Annotated in this window: 12 protein-coding genes and 1 pseudogene; 6 read left to right on the top strand and 7 right to left on the bottom strand. The window is 73.4% G+C overall.

The genetic code is table 11. The features are described 5' to 3' along the window. Nucleotides 1–30: 30 nt before the first annotated feature. Complete coding sequence (locus tag WMF24_RS44090) at nt 31–1,062, bottom strand: AraC family transcriptional regulator ligand-binding domain-containing protein (protein ID WP_437733479.1); 1,032 nt, start codon at nt 1,060–1,062, stop codon at nt 31–33. Between the two features lie 224 nt (nt 1,063–1,286). On the opposite strand from WMF24_RS44090, the pseudogene WMF24_RS44085 reads away from it, so the two are divergent. Beyond that, nucleotides 1,287–1,493: pseudogene (locus WMF24_RS44085) on the top strand (DapH/DapD/GlmU-related protein); the annotation flags it as partial. Nucleotides 1,494–1,588: 95 nt separating this feature from the next. Continuing rightward, nucleotides 1,589–1,930: a hypothetical protein gene (locus WMF24_RS44080; protein ID WP_437733478.1), complete on the top strand. Its 342-nt coding sequence runs from the start codon at nt 1,589–1,591 to the stop codon at nt 1,928–1,930. Between the two features lie 15 nt (nt 1,931–1,945). On the opposite strand, the gene WMF24_RS44075 is transcribed toward WMF24_RS44080, so the two are convergent. Beyond that, nucleotides 1,946–2,515: a TetR/AcrR family transcriptional regulator gene (locus WMF24_RS44075; RefSeq protein ID WP_437733477.1), complete on the bottom strand. Its 570-nt coding sequence runs from the start codon at nt 2,513–2,515 to the stop codon at nt 1,946–1,948. A gap of 120 nt (nt 2,516–2,635) precedes the next feature. Here WMF24_RS44075 and WMF24_RS44070 point away from each other — a divergent pair, with 120 nt between their 5' ends. Next, the gene (locus tag WMF24_RS44070) at nt 2,636–3,751 is read left to right on the top strand and encodes a hypothetical protein (protein WP_437733476.1); all 1,116 of its coding nucleotides are present in this window, start codon (nt 2,636–2,638) and stop codon (nt 3,749–3,751) included. Here WMF24_RS44070 and WMF24_RS44065 read toward each other — a convergent pair. Further along, nucleotides 3,637–4,149 (bottom strand): MarR family winged helix-turn-helix transcriptional regulator, encoded by a 513-nt coding sequence (locus WMF24_RS44065; RefSeq protein ID WP_437733475.1) that lies wholly within the window; start codon nt 4,147–4,149, stop codon nt 3,637–3,639. The two genes, WMF24_RS44070 and WMF24_RS44065, sit on opposite strands and share 115 nt — an antisense overlap. Before the next feature lie 111 nt (nt 4,150–4,260). Between WMF24_RS44065 and WMF24_RS44060 the strand changes: the two genes are divergently transcribed. Beyond that, nucleotides 4,261–4,761, top strand: a complete 501-nt coding sequence (locus WMF24_RS44060; RefSeq protein WP_437733474.1) for an SgcJ/EcaC family oxidoreductase — start codon at nt 4,261–4,263, stop codon at nt 4,759–4,761. 62 nt (nt 4,762–4,823) lie between these two features. On the opposite strand, the gene WMF24_RS44055 is transcribed toward WMF24_RS44060, so the two are convergent. Next, a complete protein-coding gene (locus tag WMF24_RS44055) occupies nt 4,824–6,629 on the bottom strand; it encodes a CotH kinase family protein (protein WP_437733473.1) in 1,806 nt (601 codons plus the stop codon). A 415-nt stretch (nt 6,630–7,044) separates the two neighbouring features. On the opposite strand from WMF24_RS44055, the gene WMF24_RS44050 reads away from it, so the two are divergent. Beyond that, on the top strand, nt 7,045–7,392 hold the full coding sequence (locus WMF24_RS44050) for an antibiotic biosynthesis monooxygenase (RefSeq protein WP_437733472.1): 348 nt from the start codon (nt 7,045–7,047) through the stop codon (nt 7,390–7,392). Nucleotides 7,393–7,617: 225 nt separating this feature from the next. Here the strand turns inward: WMF24_RS44050 and WMF24_RS44045 are convergent, their stop codons facing one another. Further along, nucleotides 7,618–11,085 (bottom strand): AgmX/PglI C-terminal domain-containing protein, encoded by a 3,468-nt coding sequence (locus tag WMF24_RS44045; RefSeq protein WP_437733471.1) that lies wholly within the window; start codon nt 11,083–11,085, stop codon nt 7,618–7,620. Nucleotides 11,086–11,270: 185 nt separating this feature from the next. On the opposite strand from WMF24_RS44045, the gene WMF24_RS44040 reads away from it, so the two are divergent. Next, the gene (locus WMF24_RS44040) at nt 11,271–11,615 is read left to right on the top strand and encodes an isochorismatase family protein (RefSeq protein WP_437733470.1); all 345 of its coding nucleotides are present in this window, start codon (nt 11,271–11,273) and stop codon (nt 11,613–11,615) included. Nucleotides 11,616–11,644: 29 nt separating this feature from the next. On the opposite strand, the gene WMF24_RS44035 is transcribed toward WMF24_RS44040, so the two are convergent. Both WMF24_RS44035 and WMF24_RS44030 read right to left on the bottom strand, forming a co-directional pair. Then, nucleotides 11,645–13,192 carry a serine/threonine-protein kinase gene (locus WMF24_RS44035; RefSeq protein WP_437733469.1) on the bottom strand — a complete coding sequence of 516 codons (1,548 nt, stop codon included), beginning with the start codon at nt 13,190–13,192 and terminating at the stop codon, nt 11,645–11,647. Nucleotides 13,193–13,349: 157 nt separating this feature from the next. Then, entirely contained in the window at nt 13,350–19,751 is a 6,402-nt protein-coding gene (locus tag WMF24_RS44030; RefSeq protein WP_437733468.1) for a toxin TcdB middle/N-terminal domain-containing protein, read from the bottom strand. Nucleotides 19,752–19,828: the final 77 nt, after the last annotated feature.

The raw sequence follows: 19,828 nt of genomic DNA, 5'->3' as shown, positions 1-19,828 counted from the left end.
CAGGCGCGCGGGCGGCGCCGGGCGCGGCGCTCACGAGCCGGTGTCGTCGCGATCGTGCCGCAGGAGCTCCGAGGGCGTCCGGCCGGTCCGCCGCTTCAACGCGCGGCGGAGAGAGCGCACGTCCGAGAAGCCGACGCGCTCGGCGACGTCCTTGAGGCAGCCGTCGGGGCGCTGGAGGAGCGCGATGGCCCACTCGCAGCGGACCTGATCGAGGAGGGTGGTGAACTGGACGCCAGCCTCGGCGAGGCGCCGCTGCAGCGTGCGGCTCGTCGTCTTGAAGCTGCGCGCCACGTGGCCGATCGACGGCCTCTCGCCCTGCTCGAGCGCGTCGCGCAGGCATCGCCGGACCGCGGCGGCGAGATCGACGCCTCCCGTCGCCTCGATCAGCGCATCCGCCTGGCCGCGCATGTACGCCGCCAGGGCAGGATTCGCGTTGCAGTGCGGGAGATCGAGCGTGTACGCCGGGAGGACGACCTCGGTCGTCGGCGCTCGGAAGCGCAGGTCGGTCGTCCCGAAGAGCGCTGCGTGCTCGGTGACGTCGACGGGCGCCGCGTGGCGGAAGCTCACCCAGCGGGCCTTGATCTGCGCGCCCGTGAAGCGGCGCAGCGTCAGGAGGCCGGCAGCGAGGATGGTCTCGGCGAAATGGCGCAGCCACGCCGGCTCCGGCGGCTCGGGGCCGACGCGGAGGTGGAGCAGGCCGCTCTCGTCCACGTAAAACGTGGTCGTCGACTGCTTCGGGTCGAAGCGGCGAAGATAGTCGGTGCAGATCTCGAGCGCCTCGCGGACGTTCGTGAGGCTCATGCCGAGGACGCCGAGGATGCCGATGCTCGAGGTCGCCTCCAGCGCGAGGTGGAGGCCGAGGTTGTCGTCGTCGCTGGCGGCGCAGATCTCCTCGAGCAGCGCGAAGGCGGCGTCCCGCGGGACGCGGGCCGTGATGCTGTCGACCGCGGCGCGACGGACGCCGTGGCGCGCGCACAGGTCGGCGAGCGCGTCCTCGGACCAGCCGGTGCGCGAGGCGTACCGCACGAAGGGGGAGAGTCGGAACGCGTTGATGGACCCCACGGGGTGCAGCGGGGCGCCGCGCGTGGCTGCCCGTGCATGGACGTCGACGGACGCCGCGCGGGCTCTTGGAGCCGAATGGCTCGACCCGCGCGGTCTCTCCTTGGGCTTTCGGACGGCCTGTCGCGAGCTGTTCGAAGCGTGACGCATCGGGGCCTTCGAGGGTTCCACAGGGCTGTCCAGGGAGCAAGGCGCCGCACATCCTTGCCAGTAAACCTCGATTCAAGATCGGCGATAACGTGTGGCTCGGCGCCGGGGTCATCGTGCTGCCAGGGGTGACGATCGGGGACAACACCGTCGTGGGCGCCGGCGCTGTCGTGACGCGCGACCTGCCGGCCAACGTGCTGGCCGTCGGCAACCCCGCTCGGGTGATCCGCTCGATCGACAGCGCCGAGTCGAGGGCGGCGGCGGTGCAGGGCCACACGCGAAGGTGACGGAGGAGGTATGATCACGATGCCGGACCACGGGGTCAGGCAGCAGGTCACAGCTGGCCGCGACGCCGGGAGGCAAGCCAATGGGAGCCGGATACATGCTCGTCAACCAAACGAAGAAGGAGAAGATCCTTTTTCTTCATATCCCGGCGAGCAAGAAGCGGGAGCTCGCGGGTTGCCCTGTCTCCGCCGCCATCACCACCTGGTATCTCCTGGAGAACGCCGGGGATGACATCGCTTTCGTCTCGGATACTCATGGGGAGTGGCCATTCAAGTCCGGCTCCCCTGAGGATCTGTCCGGGTACAGAGAGGTCACGGGTGATGTCGTCGCCTCGCTCATCAGCGCCGAGATACTGAAAGATGAAGGCGTCGAGGTGTTCGACCAGAGCGAGCCAGACGTCTACGAGCGCAGGCTTCGTAATGTCTGGTGGCAAGAATAGCCCCTTGACAGTGTCCTAGCCCGGCGGGGCGCCGCGGCCGCGGATCAGCGGGAGGTAGACCTCGTCGACGATCTCGACGAGCACGCTGTCGGGCACGCTCGGCGCGCCGCGGGTGATGAACTCGTTGCGCAGCAGGACGACGGCCACCGTGGCGACGCGCGGGTGCAGCGCCTCGGGCCTCGCCTCGCCGCGCGCGACGGCGCGGCCGAGGATGGTCAGCCACACGGCGCTGCCGCCGTCGTTCGACGCCTCCTGGACCTGCCGCAGCAGCTCGGGGTCGTCGCCGATCCCCGCCAGGAGGCCGCGGAGCACGTCGCCGAGCGGCGAGGACCACTGCCGGTTCGCCCCCCGCAGCAGCTCGAGCGCGTCGGCGCGCAGCGAGCCCGTGTCGGGCAGCTCCACGTTGCTCGCGGCGAACTCCCTGTAGGCGGCGACGGCGAGCGCCGCCCGGCTCGGCCACCGGCGGTAGATCGCGTTCTTGTTCGTCCCCGCGCGCCTCGCGACCCCGTCCATGGTCAGCCCGGGGAAGCCGACCTCGGCGAGCTCCTCGGCCGCGGCGCGCAGGATCGCCTGCTCAAGGACCACGCCACGCCGCCGCTCGGCCACCACGCTCCCACCGCCTCCAGGATGTGATCCAGACAACGTTGCGCACACGCCGGGGCGACTTAAGGTACCGTCAGTACCTTAACTGGAGACGCGCCGACGATGCGAGCCTACGGCATTTGCTACGATACGGGCTTTCTCAACAAGGGGAGCAGCACCCACGAGCCGTTCGACCCCGAGCGCGTGCGGCGGGACATGCGGGTCCTCCGCGACGAGCTGCGCTGCACAGCGGTCCGCGTCACGGGCGGCGCCCTGGACCGGCTGACGATCGCCGCGACCCACGCCGCCGCGGCGGGGCTGGAGACGTGGATCTGCCCGTTCACCACCGACCTGACCGGCGACGAGCTGCTCGAGCTGCTCGCCGCGTGCGCCGACCACGGCGAGCGGCTCCGCCGCGAGGGGGCCGAGGTCGTGATCGTCACCGGCTCGGAGCTCGGGCTGATGAACAGGGGCTTCGTGCCCGGCGAGACGTTCGTCGACCGCAGCAAGGCGCTCGCCGGGCGCGGGCCCGAGGTCCGCGAGGCGCTCGCGGCGCTGCCGGCCCGCCTGAACGAGCTCCTCGCCCGGGCCGCCGCGGTGGTCCGCGCGCGGTTCGGCGGCAAGATCAGCTACGCCTCGCTCCCGTTCGAGGGCGTCGACTGGGCGCCGTTCGACATCATCAGCACGGACGCCGGCTACCGGTACGCGCAGATCGCCGACCGCTTCCCCGAGCTCATCCGCGCGTTCGTCGCCCAGGGCAGGGCGCAGGGCAAGCCCGTCGCGATCACCGAGTTCGGCTGCGCGACCTACAGGGGCGCGGCCGACGCCGGCCCGCGCGGCGGCGACGTCGTCGTGTGGGACGAGGCGACCGCCGCGCCGCTCGGGCTGAACGGCGCGTACGCGCGCGACGAGGCCGAGCAGGCGACGGCCCTGCGCGAGGTGCTCGAGATCTTCGAGGCCGAGGGCGTCGACGCCGCGTTCGTGCACGTCTTCGCCCACTACGCCCTGCCGCACGACCCGGGCGACCCGCGCAGGGACCTCGACCTGGCCAGCACCGGCGTCGTGCGGGTGCTCGGGGACGGCACCTGGGAGCCGAAGCAGGCGTTCTCGGTGCTCGCCGACCACTACCGCCGGCGGGACCCGGCCACGCCGCCCTGCATGCGGGCGATCTCCTCGGCCATGAGCGCGGTGGCCTCCTCGAAGAAGCCGCAGATGAGCCGCAGCTCGTCGAGCGAGTAGCGCGCGCAGAGCACCGCCCAGCGCTCCCGGAACGGCGCGAAGATCGCGCCGATCTCGGCGTAGCGCTCGACGACCGGCTCGACGACGAGCTGCCGCCGGTCGGTCGGGTGCTTCACGCGGCGCACGAACCCCGCCGCCTCGAGCCGGTCGAGCACCCCCGTCACCCCGCCCGAGGTGAGCCCGGTGAGCTGCACGAGATCGCCCGGCGTGACCGGCCCCGCCTCCGCCGCCCGCCCGATGACGTCGAGGTACTTGTGGTCGGTGCCCTTCAGCCCGAGCCGCTCGGCGATCGCCTGGTGAAACAGCACCGACTGGGTGCTCAGCTCGCGGCCCAGCCGGTCGCCGAGGCTGTCGACCAGCTCCCTCACTTCCTTCGCGCTCGCCCGTCTCGCGGCCATCGCCTCTCGCCTCGACCCGCCCGGCACGCACTCTAGCCGCGCGGCCGGCGCCTTGACAACCCAAGCTGACTATCTTACTTACTAAGAGAATTACTTGCCAGGAGGGTTACCGTGGATCGATCGACCGACGAGGCGGCCATTCGGCGCATGTTCGAGGCCCTGAGCGAGGCGTGGGCGCGCGAGGGGGCGAGCGCCGTGGACGCGTTCTACACGCCCGACTCCGACTACGTGACGTTCGACGGCTCGTGGCTGCGCGGCCGCGAGGAGAACCGCAGGACGCACGAGGAGCTCTTCGCCGGCGTGCTCGCCGGCACGCGCCTCGTCGGCGAGATCGAGAGCGTGCGCTTCCTCGGCCCCGATACGGCCGTGGTGGTGAGCACCGGCGCGGTGCTGTGGCCCTGGCAGAGGACGGCGCCCGCGGACCGGCGCTCGCGGCAGACGCTGGTGGTCGTGCGGGGCGACGACGGGCGCTGGCGGGTGGCGTCGTTCCAGAACACCCGGGTGCGGCCGCTGCCCCCGCCCGGCAGCCTATCGATGCGCCTGTTCGCGGCCGTGATGCGCCTGCGCCTCGCCTTGTGGCGGCGGCGCCACCCCGCGGCCCTCGCGGCCTGAGGCCCGGCGCCGGCAGCGCTCACGGCGCCGCCGAGCGCACGTTCAAGGTGTCCTGTTCGGTGTCACTCCAGGGCGCCACCGCCCGCGCCGCCGGCGCCCGGGGCTTCACCGCCCGCGCCGCCCGCGCCCGGGGCTTCACCGCCCGCGCCGCCCGCGCCCGGGGCTTCACCGCCCGCGCCGCCCGCGCCCGGGGCTTCACCGCCCGCGCCGCCGGTACCCGGGTCTTTACCGCCCGTGCCGGGGTCCGCACCGCCCGCGCCGGGGTCCGCACCGCCCGTGCCGGGGTCCCCACCGCCCGCGCCCACGCCGACCCAGCCGCACTCCTCGGGATAGCCGCAGTAACCACCGCAATCGATCTGGGGAGGAACGCAGGGCTGCGGCTTATCACGGTTCCTCTCCAGCTCCACCGGCAGGATCTGGAGGTGCTCGGTGATCCAGGCGTCCAGGAGCGCGTACCGCTCCTCGTCGCCCGGGCGGAGCATGCCCTCCTCCGAGAGCTGATCGTAGATGCCCTTCAGCACCGCGTTCGGGTCCGCCGCGGCGAAGTCCTCGATCACGTCCTCGCACGCCGCGATGGTGTCGGCCCAGCAGGCCGGGTCGCTCTGGCACCCGCGCGCCAGCGAGTTCGAGCCGGCCAGCGGGACCAGCGGATACCAGCTCTGCCCCAGGCTGATGTCGACCGAGTACGGCAAGTACTGGAACAGGCCGTCTTTCCGCTCGACCAGCACGACGTTGTTGCTGTTGTGGAGCGCGTCGTCGCCGGTGGCGAGCACCCACGAAAGGCACTGGAACCGATGGAACGACGGCCAGTCGATCCAGCCCTCGAGCGCGGCCTTGAAGCCCTCGCCGGACGGCGCCTCGGCGACCGCCACCTCGAGCTCCTTCGCGCGGGTGTTGTCGCACGTCTTGAGCTGGCAGCTCCCCGGGTCGTCGAAGACGCTCGCGCCGGGCAAGATGTCGATCGGGATCGGGAACCCGGGTCCCCCCGGGAAGTTGCCCGCGAAGTCCCCCACGAACTCCCACATGTTCGAGCAGCCGCCGCCGAGCTTGTCCTCGACGCGCTGGCAGAACGCCTTCTTGTAACGCTCGACGACGATGTAGGGAATGGACACGTCCGCGCCCCACACGTTGCTCGACACCCAGGCGTAGCTGGTCAGGGGGGCCGGATAGCCGAGGCGGTTATAGAGCTCGAGCGTGAGGCGCTCGCGGAAGATGCTCCCGACCTGGCCGTTGTTGAAGCGCACGTGCTCGAAGCCGCCGAGCCGCTGGTCCTCGACGAACTCGTCCGCGTCGATGTTGAGGTTGGGGATCGTGCGCTTCGTCCAGGGCCGCATGGTCGACTGCCCGACGACCCCCACCTGGACCTTGCCGTAGTCGGCCGTCTTGCCCTCGGCGCCGGCCGTCGTCACCCACAGGTGATCCACGAACGTCGCGTCTTCCCCGGTCGGAGAGTAGATGTCTCCGAAGGGGTCCCGTATGGGGATGCCGACGCCGCCGGTCGCCTCGTTCATCGCATCGAGCTGCTCTTCCGAGACGGCGAACCAGTAGCGGTTGCCGACGGCGCCGAAGACGTCGAGCGCGAGATCGGCCACCTCGGTGTCCGCGACGGGCGCTCCCGGGTACTCCTCGCCGGGCACGCCCCCGGCTCCGCCGTCCCCGCCCGCTCCGCCGTCACCGCCGGCGCCCCCGGCCCCGCCATCTCCGCCCGTCTCGATGGTATAGTAATAGTTGTAGTATTTGTCCGGCTCGTCGGCGCAGCCCACAAGGCAGACGGCAGACGGGACGGCCAGGAGGGCGAGCAGGGAGCTCGCTCGCGTGCGCGACGACCGGAGACGAACGGAACGAGGAGACGGCGGCGGGTTGAACATGAGGGTGACCTTTCCGGGGCACGCCCACTGCAAAAGCTGTACCGTCCTCAGCAAAAAAGTTCACGCCTCGACCTCGATGTCCTGAAGCCCGGTCCGCCGCGCAGGTCCGGTGAGGTCGTCGACGGGCGCATCCGGTTCGCCCCGCGGGGCGCCGACGCGATCGGCGCCCCTCATGACACGAGGATCAGACCTGGCACACTGCCCTGGCGCGGCGTCCGTCTGTGCCAGCCTCGCGGTGCGACATCGGGCTTTCTCGCCTCCGACTCGCGCTCACGCGCGCACGCCCCCTCTCGCCCGCGGCGCCGCGCGACGGATCCGGCGGCGCGCTTGACACCGGCGCGCGTCCCTGCATTCGTGGGCTCCGCAGCGCGGAGCGTTGATCCGGCGCCCTCCTCGCGCTGCCGCAGGAGGTCCCATGATCGGACGGATCTGGCACGGCTGGACGAGACCCGAGGACGCAGACACCTACGAGGCCCTGCTCAAGACGGAGATCTTCCCGGGGATCCTGGCGAAGCAGGTGCGGGGTTTCCGCCGCATCGAGCTGCTCCGGCGACCGCTCGGCGACGAGGTCGAGTTCGTCACGATCATGTGGTTCGACGCGATCGAGGCGGTGAAGGCGTTCGCCGGCGAGGATCACGAGACCGCTTACGTGCCGGCGAAGGCGCGCGCCGTCCTCGCGCGGTGGGATGCCCGCTCGCAGCACTACGAGCTCCGTGAGGTCCGGGAGAGCGCGGGGCCCGATCGGCCCGCGGAGGCGGGCTGAGGCTCCAGCTCGCGGGCAACGAAGTAGAGCAACGATCACGTTGAGCGAGCGAGAAATGAACCGCCAAGACGCCAAGGACGCCAAGGACGCCAAAACATTGTCTTCTTCTTGGCGTCCTTGGCGTCTTGGCGGTTCGAAGTTCTGCTCGTTTCAGGCGGGTTCAACCCGTTTGTTGCTCCAGGCGGTGATGGCGGGGAGCGGTGATGCTTCCAGCGCGCCGCCGCGTCAGCGCGCGACGGCGCCGAGATCCACGAACGCCCGGTCGGTCATCACGACGAACGGCCGCTCCTCGAACGTGAGGCCGCCCTTGCCGTCGTGATCGACGATCTGCAGCTTGCCCATGCCGTAGCCCATCGGCCCGCGCGCGTAGTAGTGCGCTTGCAGGGTATACCGGCCGGCCCGCTGCGCCCGGGGCGCGCGGATCGTGAAGCACTCGGGCCCGTAACCGCTGGTGACGTCGGCGTACAGGCGCCCGCCGCCGGGCAGCGTCGGCTTCTCGTAATAGGCGTGGCCGCCGCGGTCGTCCCGGATGTGGAAGTCGACGTCGTTCGCGTCGGTCTCCCAGCTCAGCACGAAGCGGAGCGAGGGCGCGCGCTCGAGCGCGGCGCCGGCCCTCGCGAGCCGGGCCAGGATGTCGGCGCGGCGCGCCGGGTCCGCCTTGATCCACGCCGCGGCGACGAGGCCGAGGTCCTCGCGCAGGACGGCCTGCACGCCGTCGAAGCGCCCCTCCGGGTAGCGGCGCGCGAGGCCCGCCGCGAGCGCGTCGAAGGCGGCGGCGTGCTCGCCGCGCTTGAGGCGCGCGAACGCGAGCAGGCGGTGGCTCGTGGGGTGGTCGGGGCGCTGCTCGCGCGCCTTCTCGTACGTGTCGACCGCCAGCTCGAGGCCCGCGCCGGCCGCGAGGCGCTCGAGGTGCCCGCCGGCGAAGCGGCGGAGGTCGGCGCGCGCAGGGAACAGGTCGATGATCGCGCCGTACGCGCGGGCGGCGCCCGGCGCGTCGCCCGCGGCCTCGAGCGCCTCGCCGAGGGCGACGAGCGCGAGCACGTCGCCGGGGGCGTCGGCGCGCCAGCGAGAGGCCTCGCGCGCGGCGGCCTGCGCGTCGCCGCGCGCGAGGAGGTCCTGCACCCGCTTGAAGCGGCCGGTATACGGATCGAGCGGCGGCGGCGGAGACGGCGGCGCGGCGGCGGCGCGCGCAGCCGACGTCGCCGCGGCGTCCGGCGGCGCGAACTGCAGCGGGTACAGCACGTCGACGCTGCCGCCCTCGGGCGCGGGGAAGCTCAGGCCGTGGAAGGCGCGGATCACGCAGGAGACAACGGCCCCGTCGGGCAGATCCGAGCCGCCGTCGCGCGCGCTCGCCACCGCGCCGCTCGCGTCGATGGTGAAGCGGACGGCGACGCGGCCCTGCAAGGCGGCGTCGCGGTGGAGGCCCTGCTCGTAGCAGAGGCGGAAGCGGCCGTAGCCCTGGCGGACGATGCGCTGGATCACCTCCGGCGGCAGCCGGCCGCTCACCTGGGTTGCGCCCGCGCGGACCGACGGCGCCGCGGCCCGGTGATGGCCACCGAGGCGGCCGCTCCCGCTGCCGAAGCCCTGGCCGGCGCCCGCGCCCGGCGCGGCGCTCGCGGCCGGCGCGTCGGCGCTGCCGTGGCCGAGGGTCCCGATCGAGCCGAGGCCGATGCCCTCGCCGCGGCCGCCGCCGCCCTCGCCGACGCCGCTCAGCCCCAGCCCGCCCGCGCGGATGCTCGGGGCCGTGCCCCCGCCGGCAGGCAGCTCCGGCGGCGCGGGCGGCGGCCGCAGCACGGCGCCCGGTTCGGCGGCAGCCCCGGCGCCCCCGCCGGCCGACGCTCCGTGGCCCGGACCGGCGGAGCCGCCGTCGCCCCGGAAGGCGGGCGGCCTGGCGTCCCACGGCTTCTCGGCCGGCGGCCACGAGCGCCTCTGCACGGCGACGCGGCCGCCCTCCACGGTCAGGATGTCGGAGAGGCCGCGCCGGGCGATGTCGTAGCGGGCGTAGTCGCCCTCGGTCTCCAGCACGAGCAGCGCTGTGTACGGGCTCAGCACCCGGTGCGCGATCGACAGGTCGACGATCTGCCGGCGAAGGGCGCCCTTGTCGGCGCCCGGGGCCTCCTGGGCGAGCAGGCCGTCGATCTTCGCCCGCGCCCAGGCGCGCTCGAGCAGCGGGCGCTCCACGCCGCGCAGATCGGGCGCGGCGGTGCGGCCGTCGACCGTGATCCGGACCGGCAGCTCGGCCGGCACCTCGGCGTAGACGAGCGCCTCGTCGCCGGGCTGCACGCCGTGGAGCGCGCGGGGCCATACCCAGCGCGCCCCCTCGACGCTCACCGCGATCCCCGAGCGCGTGGCCGAGGCGAGGCGCCGCTCGACCTCGGCGGCGCCGCGCGCGCCGTCGATCACGGCGCCGTCGCGGAGGAGGCCCGCCGTGACGAGCTGCCGGAGCGCGGCCTCGTCGCGGATGCCGCCGAGCGCTACCGCGTCGAGCCGCTCGACCCCCGCGTCCCGCAGCGCCGCCGCGGCGGCCCGCAGCGCGCCCGGCGCGACCTCGCCCGCGGTGGCGATGCCGTCCGAGAGGAGCACGACGCGCCGCTGCCCGCGGGCGCGCGCGCGCTCGCCGGCCCAGCGGAGCGCGCGCCCGAGATCCGAGGCGCCGAGCGCCTGCCGCGCGCGGATGCGCCGGATCTCCGCCTCGCCGAACGCCGAGGCCGGGCCGTCGAAGACGGGCTCGACGGCCTGGTCGTAGCAGGCGACGGTGAGCGGCGCGCCCGGCCCGCCCGCGCGCGCGACCGCCTTCGCGACCGCCGCGAGCAGGTCGAGCTGCTCCTCGAGGCCGAGCGCGCGCGAGGCGCTCGTGTCGACGAGGATCAGCGCGGAGGCGAGCGGATCGGGGCGCGCGTCGACCGGCGCGGCCACGCGGGCGAGGACGAGCTCGCCGCTGCGCAGGCCGCCCCGCGCGCCGAGATGCGCGGGCGCCACGACGAAATCGGCGTCCGGCGCCGCGTCCCTCCGGTGGAGCGCGTGGACGGGCGCCGCGGCGCCCGCGACGGTGGCCTCGAGGTCGAGGCGGCTCACGACGGGCAGGCCGCGCAGCGGGACGGTGAAGGGCGCGCCGTGGCCGAGCTCCTGGGAGTACGCGACGACGATCTCCTTCACGCCGCGCGGCGGGATGGGGAAGACCCGCGCGCTCACCTGGTTGCCCGCCGCCTGCTCGAGGAGCGCGGGGTCCTGCTTGCGGTGGAGGAAGTCCTCGTACACGGCGCGCGCGCGCTCGCGCTCGACCACCTCGCCCTCCTGCCAGCGCTTGCCGATCCGCATGGCGAGGCGGCCGAGGCTCGCGCCGGGCGGGAGGGTGACGCTGAAGGTGCCCTCGAGCACGCGATCCTCGGGGTTCTCGAAGGTGAGGTGGAGCTCGGTGAAGGCGAGCGGCGCCTCGATCACCGCGCGGCCGGTGAGCGCGACGAGGCGCAGCCCCGTGCCGTCCGCGGCGGTGAGCCGGATCGGCGCGGCCTCGCGGCGGGGCGCGCCCAGGGGCGGCGCGTACGGCGCGGCCGGCGCGGCGGAGGCGGCCACGATCGAGGGCGGCCCGGGGGCGGCGGGCGGAAGAGGGCTGTCGGCGCAGCTCGACAGCGCGGAGACGAGGGCGACGAGGGCGGCGAGCGCAGCGCGGCCGCGGAGGAGGGCAGTTCGCACGGGGGCCTCCGGTCGTGGAACGCCGGCGCGGGCCTGGACGCAGGGCCGCCGGCGGTGGGTTGGGGCGATCGACACCCGGGCGGGCCGGAGGTTCCTGCCGCGCGGCGCGCGGCGGCCGGTCGCGGCTCGCCGCCGGCGGCGCTGGGCGTGGGCGATGGAAGATGCGCCGTGCGAGACTGAGGCCCATGGAAGGCCTGCCACAGCCCGTGGGTCCGGCGCGCACGGCGCCGCTGATCATCGGCATGCAGAACGACTTCCTCGCGGAGGGGGGCGCGTTCTCGAAGCGGCACTGCGATCCGCACCAGCTCGCGCAGAGCGTGGCCTGGCTGGCGCGCGCCGCGCGCGCGCAGGGGCGCGCCGTCGTGTGGGTGACCGCGGCCTACGGCGAGTTCGACGCGGACCCGGATGCGCTCCGCGGGCAGACGCACACAGGCAGCGCGTGCTGCGCCCGCGGCACGTGGGGCGCCGAGCCGGTCGAGCGCGAGGTCGCGTGGACCACTCGAGCGCCCTCGTCGGTCCTCGACGCCTGAAGGCGAGGCGTCTCGGGCCCCCGGGCGGTTCACCGGCGCCCGACGGCCGCGCGCAGCTCGTCGAGCGACGCGCGGAGCGCGGCGTCGTTCACGGCGATCCCCGTGGCCGCGGGCAGCATCTCGGCGAACATCCGCCCGGCCTCCTCGATGCCGCACACCCTGTGCGGGAATCGCTGGCGGGCGACGAGCGAGAGCCCTGTCACGACGCTGCGCACCGCCGCCGCGCGGAACCCTGCCCCTTCGAGGACGACGGCAGAGCACCGGATGAACGCGCTCGCCTCCGCGAGGAAGCCCGCGAGCGCCTTGCGCGCGGGCGCCGGCGGCAACGAGGCCTCGCCCTCCACGATGGTCAGCAGCCCTATGCCGCGCGGATGTTGCCTTGCGAACGCCGCGCACGCGTCGCTCACGCGGCGCACGGACTCCTCGGTCGTCTCCCGGCGCCAGATCGTACAGAAGATCTGTTGCCAGCTCGCAATGACGTAGTCAGGGCGTCTGACGATCAGGCGCCATGGCTCGACAAGCGAGGTCGTGCTGGCGTTCGACGGCGGTGCGTCCATCTCCATCGTCTCGTCCCCTCCCCCGCCGTGCGAGGCGATCTGCGCGGGCCGCCGGTGCGTGTCGTCCGCGGCGTCGGTCCGTTGAAGCTTCGCCGCCCTCGTGGCGCAGGTCGCCTCGCCGACGGGGACCAGGTGCTCCTGTCGAAGGGCAAAGCCGTCGGGCAGGAGCGGGCGGATCGCGTCGAGCATCGCCGCCGCGGTGGGGAATCGCTCGGAGGGATGGAGCCTGAGCGCGCCGTGCACAACGGCCGCCGCCTCCGGCCCGACCCAGGGCGCGAGCGCCTGGACCGAGAGCGGCGTCTGCGAGCAGATCGCGATGATCAGATCGCCGAAGCCGGTGATGTGCTCGTGCGGGAGCCTCCCCGCCAAAGCGCGGTAGAGCACCAACCCGAGCGACCAGAGGTCGGCGCGGTAGTCGATGTCGCGGAGGTCTCGCGCCTGCTCCGGCGCCATGTAAAGCGGCGAGCCGAGGACCCCGCCGGAGCGGCCGAGGCCCGTTGTCGAGCCGCCCTGGTCTGGCTCTCGCTTGATCTTGGCGATGCCAAAATCGGGGATCTTGACGACGATCTCGCCCTGCCCGCGCCGCGCGAGGAACAGATTGGCCGGCTTGATGTCGCGATGGACGATGCGCGCTTCGTGAGCCTTCTGGAGCCCGAGGCAGACCTGCGCCGCGATGCGAAGGGCGATGTCGGGCTCGAGGCTCCCCACCCTGTCGAGCAGGTGCTGGAGGTCCTCCCCTTCCAGGAGCTCCATGACGATGTAAGGCGCGTCGGTCCCCGGATCCGTCCCTGCGTCGAGCACCCGGACCATGTGCTCGGTGTCGATCGCGCCCATCGCCTTCGCCTCGCGACGGAAGCGCGCCATGCCGCCCTTGTCCTGGTGCAGCAGGGCTCCGTCCATGCACTTCAGCGCGACGCGCTCACCGGTCTTGACGTGCTCGGCCTCGTGGACCGCGCCCATGCCCCCTCGCCCGAGCAAGCGGACGACCCGGTATTTCCCGTCGACGGTCTGCCCGATCAAAGCATCGATAGCGTAGTGGAGCCCGGCGCGCGGAGGCAACCGCCCTGGATCGGCGTGCATCTCCTTCGCGCTTCAGCCGTGCTCCGTGGTCGAGGTCGAACTCGGTGAGCTCCTGCGGCGAGGACCGCACGGAAGCCCCCGTTTGCGATGAACCAAGCTAACCGCCGTTCGTGCCGCGGGCGGCCCTGAGAATGGCGTCCCAGCTCCGGCCGCCGTTCGAGCGCAGGTCGACGCCGACGCCGAGCGACGCGTCGGTGGCCCCTGGATGGCGCCGCCCGAGCGACGCGAACCGCCTCGCGACGCGCCACGTCCGATCGATCCAGCGCAACGGGCCGGATGTCGCGCGGGCGAACCTCTCCCTGGCCTGCCTCAGGCCCGGCCCAGGCCGTGCTTGCGTCTGGAGCCGCGCTCGCGTCGACGAGGCGGGAGCCTCGGTCGCGCGATCCATCGCAGCCTCCGGCCTGTTCATCGGCCAGTGGGTTGGATCGGCGCTGTGCTTGAGCTCGAAGACCGCGTGGTCGATGTAGTTCTGGAGCCACCTCCTCAGGAACGAGCCCACTTTGCTGCGCCCGCGGGGCGCCTGCATGGGCTTGCTCAAGGTCCGGGGCCGCGCCAGCGCCGAGGAGCCCGTCGGCGACCGGGTCGCGAGGCCCGACTCGTCGATGAGGCTCATCGGATCGTGCGCCGCGTAGGCGTACGCGTTGCACTCGAGCAGGCGCGTCACGCAGAGCTCGGGATCCACGAGCGCGTACGGGTCCGGCGTCGCGAAGCTCGCGAGCGACGGGACGTACTCGCGCGCCCCCATGTGCACGAGCCCCGTGTCAGGATCGCGGAGCTGTCCCGTGAACCCGAACACCATCTCGGTGCTGTCGAGCCCGGACGACCTGTCCTCGATGCCCTGAGCGAGCGCGCCGAACGGCGTCGGATCGGCCGAGAGGACGACCTCGCCGCGCTCGTCGACCACCTGCCGCACCGCCCCGAGCTGGTCGTCGACGAGCCCGAAGACGCGCGCCTCGTTGACGAGGAGCGCGACGCGCCGGTCCTGGAGGCGCACGAGGCTCTGGCGCTCCACCCCGTCGTCGCGCGTGGTCCGCGTTGGATACACGACGAGCGACGCCGGGACCTCGCGGTCCCCTTCGCGACGGAGCGCGCGCCTGGAGATCCGCTCGCCGAACGCGTCGTACCCGTAAACGACCGCCCCGCCGTCGACCTCGACGCGCCGGAGGCGCCCCCAGGGGTCGTACGCGGCGCGACGGAGCGGCCCGAAGGAGACGAGCCGCCCGAGCTCGTCCAGCTCGCCCTGGCCCCCGTCTGGCAGCGGCAGCGCGTCGCGCCCCGCCTCACCGACGAAGGGGTGCGCCTCCGTCCCCTCGCCGAACGCGTCGACGTGGCCGGACGGCGTGTACGCGTAGGCGTGGGCCACGCCCGACGCGACCGCCCCGAGGAGCTCGCCGCGCGCGCTGTACATGATCGAGCTGACGCGGGGGGCCTGGCCGCCGGCGTGGCCCGCGGGGGGCGCGGCGTCCCGCGCCGTGACGATGCGCCCGTCCGCGCGGCGCTCGAAGGTGACGTCCTGCAGGGCCCCGCGGTCGCACGGGGCCGGACCGTCGCCGGCACACGCGCGGAGATGGGTGAGCTGCCCCGAGCTCAGGTCGTGGCCGATGTGACGGTGCAGGCGCGCGGGCGGGACGCGGTAGCCCGCGAGCTCGCCGCGGGCGTCGTGAGCGATGTCCGCGAGGAGCGTGACGGCCGCGCGCCCGCCGGCCGACCACGCGATCGACGAGGGGGCGCCGCCCGGCGTTCGCGCGAACTCGAGCGTGTTGCCGAACGGATCGCGGTACGAGGCGAGCGTGCCGTCGAGGCCGTACGAGAGCCGCTCGTCGTAGTCGCGGCGCGCGTCGTCGGCCTCGAAGGTCGTGCGCCGGCCCGTGACGCGACCGTCATGACCGTACTCGAACGCCGTGACCAGGCGGTGCCCGCCCACGCGATCGATCACCGTCGCGCCGACGAGGCGCCCCAGGAGCGCGGGCTCTTCCGGCTCGCCGTCGCGCGCGTCGTAGGCAAGCGTGATCTCGTCCCAGCCCTCCGGGCGCGAGGAGGACGACGCGAACAGGGTGCTCGTGCGATCGAGCGCGTCGTAGGTCGCCTCAATGCTCTCCCGGGCGGTGAACGCGCGATCCCAGGTGCGCTGCTCGGTCACGCGGCCGCGCGCGTCGCGGATCCACAGCCGCGTGACGCCGCCCGGCAGCGACGTCATCGCGACGTCGCCGGCCGAGTCGTACGCCACGCGGCGCGGCGCGGCGGCCCCCGCGAGCGCGATCGAGCGCAGGGCCCCGCGCTCGTCCCGCTCGTAGCGATGCACGTGCCCGAGCTCGTCGACGACGGCGTGGACCTCGTCCTCGTCGCGCGCGATCGTGAGGCGCGCCTCGACGCCCGCTCCCCGCCCTGCGCCGAGGTCCCTCTCGACGCGCTGGCCCCAGGGCTCGTGGGCGATGCGCGTCACGAGGCGGGCCGCGTCGGTGCTGGCGACGGCGCGCCCGAGCCCGTCGACCACGGTGCTCGTCCCGCGCGCCATGCCGTCGGGTGGCGAGGGGAAGCGCCCCTCGCCGAAGGCCGCGCCGATGCCCACCTCGCTGGAATACGGGAGCGCCTCGAAGACGCGGTCGCCGCGGCGACCGTGGCGGGCGAACGAGACGATGCGCGCGCCCCCGGCCTCGTGCGCCACCGCCTCGCCGACGAGCAGGCCGTCGGCGCGGAAGGCGACGAGGCGCTCGACGAGCGCGCCGTCTGCGTCTGCCGCCGCGCGCCGCTCCGTGAGGCGGAGGAGCGCGGGGCCGTCGGCGCGCGCGTCCCGGTACGCGACCCGGACCTCCGCGCCGCTGGAGCGCGCCGCGCGGACAGGGCGGTGGAGGGCGTCGCGCTCGGTGAGCTCCACGTCGCCCTGCGGCGTCCGGACATGCGTGGGCAAGATGCTCCGCGCCGGGACGACGCCCTCGGCGGGCGGGGCGAGCGCGGTCAGCGCGCAGCCCGCCGCGCCGTAGCAGTACTGGGTGGCATGGCCGAGGGCGTTCCGCGTCTCGACCAGCAAGACGCCGGTCGCGTCGTAAACGTTCGTGTCCAGGGGCCCGAGCGCGTCCGAGGTCTCCACCACATTGCCGAAGACGTCATGGCGATACGTCACGACCTGGGTGCGCGGCGCCTCCAGCGGAGCCCGCACCGCCGCGGGCAATGCGGCGAGCGCCTCTGCGTCGATGAGGAGGGGCCGGGTCGCGCGGATCGGCAGTGGAAGGTCGGGGCCATGGTCGTACGATGTCCTGTCCAGCACCCGCCCCGACGCCCCCGAGAGCAGCGACCGCTCCCGCACCGCCGTGAGCACGCCGCGCGCCTCCCAGCCCGCGTCGTAGGTGAAGGTGCTCACGTAGCGCCGCGCCGGCAGCTCCGTCCCGCTCGGCCCGGCGACCGCGGGCGCCGACTCCTCGTGGCGGACGAGCCGGTTGTAGGTCGTGTCGTACGTGAAGGTCTGCGTCACGGTCGCCGCCTCCGCGCACGACCCCGTGGCGCACGCGGGCGGGCAGCCCTTTCCGCTGCACTGCGCGTCCCGCGCGCTCGTCTGCCGCAGAAATGCCGGCGTCTTCGGCCCGGGCGCCGGTGGAACGAGAGCCCACGTCTCCTCGTGGAACCAGAGCAGCGCCTCGATCGCATACGGCTCCTCGCTCCAGGTCTCCGCCGTCTGCGACGCCCCCTCGATGCCGCTCGGCCACGCGCCCGCCGCGATCCGCGCCGCCTGCGCGCTCGTCAGCCGCGGTTCGAAGACCTCCTCCGTGCGCAGCTTGCCGGCGAAGAAGCGCCTCACCGGCGCGGCCACGGACGACACCTGGTAGACGCGCCGGCGAACGACGCTGGCAGAGCTGGCGTCACCCACGTCGAGCTCCTCGCATTGCCCGAAGCCGGCGAAGTCGCGCTCCCGCTCGTTGAAGTACGGCGCGTGGTACTGGAGCTCGCGCACCTGCGGCGCCTCGACGCCCACAGCCGTCAGGTGCCGCTTCACCACCGTCACCGGATACGGCAGCGCCCGCACCCGCGCGTCGTCCCGGCCGAAGCGGCGCGCGTCGCGGATCATCTCGTCCGTGCTCGTCGCGTACTGCACCGCGTGCTTCAGACCGGGGCCCTCCTCCACCTCCGACAGGAGGTCAGGGCCGATGAGGTTCTTCACCCCGTCTCGGTTGAAGTCGATGACCTTGATCCGGCCTCCGCCCGCGCTCGGCTCGTAGACGAGGATCTCCTCCAGGCCGTCGGCGTCGATGTCCAGGACACGGGTGTTCCACTTGTTGTCCGGATCGACCGACACCCCTTCGTCGAGCGGAATCCGCCGCTCCGCGGCGAAGCCTCTCTCCCCCTGCCCCAGCCACGCGCCGAGCTCGTTGGCGGCCGCCGTCACGTTGACAAGGTCCATGTCCCCGTCGCCGTTGACGTCGATCAGCCACATCGCGTTGATGTTCTGGCTCGCCGCGAGCCCGGGCACCGAAACGAACCGGCCCTGCGCGCACACCGGGTCCTTCGCGCTCGGGTCCCCGAACAGGAGCGCTCCCGCCTGGAGCCTCGCCACCGACGACGAGCCTGCCGGGTACGCCGCCACCTGGCCCCGGTTCTCGTACACGCAGATGCCCTTCTCGCCGGCTCCGCTCGACCGGATCACCGCGAAGTCGGTCAGCCCATCGCCGTTCGCGTCCAGGAAGCGATACGCCGGGTTGTCGAGCTCCGTCCCGGCGCCCTGCCGGAACGGGAACGTCAGCCCCACCAGCGGCTTGAACGACAGCGCGCTCGCGCCAGGCTCCGTCACGTTGATGAACGCCGTCCACGTGCTGTCCGTCGACCCGGCCACCGTCGTGAGCAGGTCCGCCTTGCCGTCGGCGTTCAGGTCCACCGCCTGCGTGCGGCCGCGCGCGAACCGCGAGAGCTCGACGTCGACCACCGTGGAGCTCGGCGCCGCGGCGAACGGTCGCTGTCGGTCCGCGCGGCCCGCATGGTGCGCGAGCTCCGTTCGCGTCCCCGATGCAGTCGCCTGCACGAGGTCCGTTCGACCGTCACCGTCGAAGTCGCCCGAGAGAAACACGCTCGTCGACTGCGCCGCCTCGTCGAACCGGGGAACCTCGCGGCGCGACACCCCGCCGATCGTCCGCTCCACCGTCAGCGGCGCGCTGCTCGGCGTGAACAGGCTCGCCTCGGCGAGATCCCCGCTGTTGTACGACGGCACGCTCGTCCCCTCGCGCGCCGAATAGCGCACGATGTCCGCGAGGCCGTCGGAGTTGATGTCGATGAGCTCCGAGCCGCCGCTCGGACCGAAGCCGGAGACGTCCGGCACGTCCATGTCATAGACCAGCTCGTGGCCGGAGACGTCGTCGGCCTCCCACGCCGTGTGCCGGAGCCGGATCAGCGGCTCGGCCGGCGTCAACCGGTCGAAGGGCGCCTGGCTGCGCCCGAACCGATACACGCCCAGAAGCTTGCTCTCGGCGCTGAGCGCGGCCGCCATGCGCCGCCGGTCCGGCTCGAAGTCTTCGCTCGCCAGGGACTGACAATCCGGGTGCGTCACGATCGCCGCGCCGGTCTCGCCGCGCACCGCGTGCACGAAGCACCACGTGTACATCGGCTCGCCGTCGAAGCTCGCCACGAGCTTCGTATACAGCTGCCCCGGCCCCTGCGGATAGCCCATCACGTGGCTCACCCGGCCGTCGGCCCGCGGCACCGACTCCAGCGTGTACACCGAGCGCCCGCCGGCAAACCGCACGCTCCTCAGGTACGAGCGGTCTGCCGCCTTCGTGTACTCGTACGACACCGCGTCGCCCGTCGGCGAGATGGCGTGTACGAGCGGCCACCGCGTCGGGAAGAACCCCGACGCCACCGCCACCCCCTCCGCGACGGTCGGCTCCTCGCTGTAGATCTCCCGCCGGCCGTCCGGATACACCACCTCGAACCCGGCGAACGCCACGCTCTCCAGCGCGCCCGACGCGCCGCGCATCGCCACGGTCCCGCCCTGCGGAACCCGGTAAAGTCGAACGGTCGTCTCCGAGGCGTCGAGCCGGTACTCGATCCTCGTCTTGCCGCTCACCGTCTCCGTCTTCACCCAGACCAGACGCTCGGCGCCGAGCGACAGGCGCGCCGTCACGTCCTGCGAGCTGCTCAGTCGAGCACGGTAGGGCACGCCCCAGTCGGTCGTCATCTCGATCGACGGCACGTCCAGGCTGAACCCCACGCCGAACCCTTGCGAAAGATCGACGGGCGCTTGCGCATACGACAGCGCCACCCCCGCATCGGAGGATGCGCGCGTCGGCAGCGCCGGGAATGGGAGGCTCGCCGAGAGCTCACCGCGATCCGGCGCGACCGCGACGCCGAGCCCCGGCTGCGGCGCAAGCGCCGAGACATCGCTGGGCGACGCGCCCGCCGACGGCGGCGGACGCGAGAGCTCCTCCTCCGAGCTCGTCACGTCGTCCGCGGGGACGTCGCCCCCGCACGCGGCCAGCGCGAAGGCGAGGCCCAACGACCACGAGATTCTTCTTTTCATCGTGCGTCCTCCATCGAGGTGCGCCCCCGCGCGCGCTCGGCACGAGGGGCAGGGAAGCACGAGGCGGATTCGAGTCA

Origin of the sequence: Sorangium sp. So ce1335 (genome assembly GCF_051521615.1) — a bacterium.
Classification (GTDB): Bacteria; Myxococcota_A; Polyangia; order Polyangiales; family Polyangiaceae; genus Sorangium.
This window is presented reverse-complemented; position numbering and strand designations above follow the sequence as displayed.